Annotated in this window: 1 protein-coding gene and 1 pseudogene; both read right to left on the bottom strand. The window is 73.3% G+C overall.

Annotation, left to right across the window (positions count from 1 at the left end; translation table 11 throughout):
- On the bottom strand, positions 1-495 hold a 495-nt coding region (locus KBX53_RS34690), incomplete at its 3' end, for a GNAT family N-acetyltransferase (RefSeq protein ID WP_210864005.1).
- Positions 492-780 (bottom strand): annotated as a pseudogene (locus KBX53_RS34695) (MBL fold metallo-hydrolase); the annotation flags it as partial. The gene KBX53_RS34690 and the pseudogene KBX53_RS34695, both read right to left, overlap by 4 nt.

The raw sequence follows: 780 nt of genomic DNA on the forward strand, positions 1-780 counted from the left end.
GTAGCGGAGTTGCGGGGTGAGGGCTGTGCCGATGTGCTCGACGCGCTCCGCGCCGGTCGGGGTCCAGCCGCCGCGCTCGTAGAAGGCTCGGGCATGGGCGTTCTCCCGGAGCACCCAGAGCACGGCACGCCGCCAGCCCTGCGCCCGCATGGCGTCCAGCGCGTCCACCATCAGGGTGCGACCCACGCCGCGGCCCTGCTCGGCCGGGTCGAGGTGGATCGCGTTGAGCAGCCCGGTGCTCGGGTCGTCCTCGTCGTCCGGGCCCAGGTGGCTGAACCCGACCAACGCCCCGGCCCGCTCGGCCACTGTCATCCGGTGGGTGTCCCGCTCCCACAGCCACCGCTCGACCCAGTAGCGACCCATCGCCTCCGGTGTCGGGTCGGCCAGCGCCTCGGCCGGCAGGAACGCGGAGTACGCGGCGACCCGGGAGCGTTGGTGCAGGGCCCCCACCGCCATCAGATCGCCTTCGGTCGCGGAGCGGAGCGTGATGGTCACCCGGCCGAGGCTACCCGGCGCGGCGGAAGCTGCACCGTGGTCAGATCCTCGGCGACGATCAGCTCACCGTCGAAGTGCGCGCGTGCCTCGTCGTGGAACCGGCGCGGGTCGCTGTAGCGCTGGGAGAAGTGGGTGAGCACGAGTCGGCGTACCCCGGACTCGGTCGCCACCCGGGCGGCCTGCGCCGCGGTCAGGTGGCCGACCTCGGCGGCCAACGCGGCCTCCGACTCCAGGAACGTCGACTCGATGACCAGCAGGTCGGCGTGCTCGGCGAGGGCGTAGACC

It is taken from the genome of Micromonospora sp. M51, from assembly GCF_018070305.1.
GTDB lineage: Bacteria > Actinomycetota > Actinomycetes > Mycobacteriales > Micromonosporaceae > Micromonospora > Micromonospora parva.